Below are 2,836 nucleotides of genomic sequence, written 5' to 3' on the forward strand. Positions count from 1 at the left end.
GCGTCCGTTCGTGGAGATGTTCGGCCGGCAGTCTCCCTGAACGGTCGCATGGAAGGCGACAATGGTTGAACGGTCAGCCGGATTCGGACCTTGCCGTACCTACCTCGCGGTATGTTTGCATATTCGGCCAGCGCAGCGGGCGCGGCCGTGAACCAATCGAAACGAGGCAACGATGGTAGATGCGCACGACGGAGAGACATACACATCCGAAGGCTCACGCCTGATTTGGATCGACTGCGAGATGACGGGACTTGACATTTTCGGCGGCGATGAGCTTGTCGAGGTTTCCGTGGTTCCGACGGATTTCGATCTCAATGTGCTTGATGAAGGCGTCGACTATGTGATCAAGCCCAGCCAGAAGGCCGTCGATCACATGAACGATTTCGTGCGCAAGATGCACACCCGTTCCGGACTGATCAACGAATGGGAGAACGGTCTGAGCCTTGATGAGGCGCAGGCCAAGGTGGTCGAATACGTCAAGCGCTTCACTCCGGCGGGCGTCAAGCCGCTGCTGGCCGGCAACACCATCGGATCCGACAAGAAGTTCCTGGACCACTACATGCCGGAACTCATGAAGAACCTGCATTACCGCACCATCGACGTGAGCACGCTCAAAGAGCTCGCACGCCGTTGGTACCCCGACGTGTATCTCAACCGTCCGCCGAAGAACGGCGGTCACCGCGCGCTCGCCGACATCATCGAATCGCTCGACGAACTTCGCTACTACCGCAAGGCATTCATGGCACCGGCACCCGGTCCGGACGCAGGCGCGGCCAAGGCGATTTCCGAGCAGATTCAGAAGACCAGCCTGCTGAACAAGGACTGATTCCGTTTTTGGACGCATGTCGTATGACGGCCGCATGAAGGACATGCTGCTGAACAAGGGCCGACTTCCCTCATGGATAGCCGTGATGCGACGGTACTGCGGAATTCCGGGTTCGGATATTGACGGCATGGCATTCGATTGGCGAGATGATGGGCATTGTTCCAAATCCTGTCATGGAATTCCAATATGGGGATTCCATGACAGGATTTGGTCTCCAAAATATCGTCGGCACGTCGGCGGGTGGGTGCGTTAATGCGCCAATACTGTCGGCATCGCTGCATGGCGTTCTTGATATGTTGAGGGAATGACGCGGAAACAGGTTTCGACAGACGGAACATGTGGGGAATCCATGCCGGGTGAAGGCGGAATATTGCGAGTCCACGCCATTCGCATTTCCATGAATACGCGAATGGCCGGCATGAATGTCCGGCAATGGTTCTGCGCGGAATGCACGCGTGGAATTTGAACGGGAACAGGTCCGCCAAGATCAGCTCGATGCGGCTGACAGGAATACACGCGCGTGGAATTTGAACGGAAACGGTAGGAAAGGTATCTGAACATGCGGCAGGATGAGGCCATCGCGATTCTCGATTCCGGTGCGAACGTGTTCCTCACCGGTGCGCCTGGTGCCGGCAAGACCTATGTGCTGAACGAGTTCGTGCGTCAGGCGCGCGCGGATGGGGCGTCGGTTTCCGTCACGGCGTCCACCGGCATCGCGGCGACGCATATCAACGGCACGACCATTCATTCCTGGAGCGGCGTCGGATTGGCGAACGTGCTGTCCGACAGTCTTGTCAAAACCATCCGCACGCGGCGCAAACGCAAGATTCAGGCAGCCGACATTCTTGTCATCGATGAAGTATCCATGCTGCACGCGTGGCTGTTCGACATGGTCGATCAGGTATGCCGTATCCTCCGCAACGACCGGCGCCCGTTCGGCGGATTGCAGGTCGTGCTGTCGGGTGATTTCTTCCAACTGCCTCCCGTCTCGGTATCCGGACGGAATCATGATCTCGTCACGCCGTCGCCGGAATTCCTGGCCAGCCGAGAGCGCTATGCGAAAGCCGGGCTCAATCCGGAGGGCTTTGTCACGGAATCGTTGGTATGGCGCGAATTGCAGCCGGTCATCTGCTATCTGACCGAACAGCACCGTCAGGACGACGGCAAGCTGCTCGGCGTGCTCACCGACATCCGCTCAGGCTCGGTAAGCGATGCCGACCGTGATATTCTGCTCACCCGACTGGGCGCAATGCCCGAACCGGGCGAGCAGGCGGTGAACCTGTTCCCCGTCAATAGGCAGGCCGACACGTTGAACGACCTTCGGCTGCGCGAAATCGCCGAGGATCCGCACGAGTATTATGCCGAATCGTCGGGTCAGGCGAATCTGGTGGAACGTCTTACGAAGAACATGCTCGCGCCGGAACATCTGTTGCTGAAGACGGGCGCTGCGGTGATGGCGGTGCGCAACGACGCCGATCACCAGTACGTGAACGGGTCGCTGGGCACGGTGCGCGGATTCGTCGCCGAAAACAAGGGCGGATGGCCGATCGTGGAATTCGAAAACGGCAATATCGTCACGATGCGGCCCAGTTCCTGGGAAATGCAGGACGGCGATACCGTGCTGGCGACGGTCAAACAAGTGCCGCTGCGCTGCGCCTGGGCGATCACCATCCACAAATCGCAGGGCATGACGCTTGATCGCGCGGTCATGGATCTGCGTCGCACGTTCGCGCCGGGCATGGGATATGTGGCGCTTTCGCGTGTGGAGAACCTTGACGGATTGTATTTGCAGGGCGTCAACGAACGCATGTTCCTCGTGTCGCCCGACGCGGTGCGTCTTGACGGCGTGTTGCGCTCGCGGTCCGCGCATGCCGGCGATACGCTTCGCGCCGAAGGTGTCGAGGCGTTCCGGCCGATGTGCCCGCAGTCCGAGGTTGAGGACGAATTCGCGCAGGATTCCCTGTTCTGATTCGATTGGCTCCGTGCCGCGCAATGCCTGAACGATGCTGG

At 59.2% G+C, this 2,836-nt stretch carries 2 protein-coding genes; both read left to right on the top strand.

Annotation, left to right across the window (positions count from 1 at the left end):
• The first annotated feature begins 172 nt into the window (after positions 1 to 172).
• Positions 173 to 826, top strand: a complete 654-nt coding sequence (orn, locus tag B3C64_RS07670) for an oligoribonuclease (RefSeq protein WP_291534882.1) — start codon at positions 173 to 175, stop codon at positions 824 to 826.
• A gap of 559 nt (positions 827 to 1,385) precedes the next feature.
• Positions 1,386 to 2,795 carry a DEAD/DEAH box helicase gene (locus B3C64_RS07675; protein ID WP_291534883.1) on the top strand — a complete coding sequence of 470 codons (1,410 nt, stop codon included), beginning with the start codon at positions 1,386 to 1,388 and terminating at the stop codon, positions 2,793 to 2,795.
• The last annotated feature ends 41 nt before the right edge of the window (positions 2,796 to 2,836 follow it).

The sequence above is a fragment of the Bifidobacterium sp. UBA6881 genome (genome assembly GCA_002451435.1).
GTDB lineage: Bacteria > Actinomycetota > Actinomycetes > Actinomycetales > Bifidobacteriaceae > Bifidobacterium.

What these genes read in the sequence shown, in the direction of transcription:
- orn (WP_291534882.1), top strand. Translation starts at nt 173, where the DNA reads ATGGTAGATGCGCACGACGGAGAGACATACACATCCGAAGGCTCACGC.
- B3C64_RS07675 (WP_291534883.1), top strand. Translation starts at nt 1,386, where the DNA reads ATGCGGCAGGATGAGGCCATCGCGATTCTCGATTCCGGTGCGAACGTG.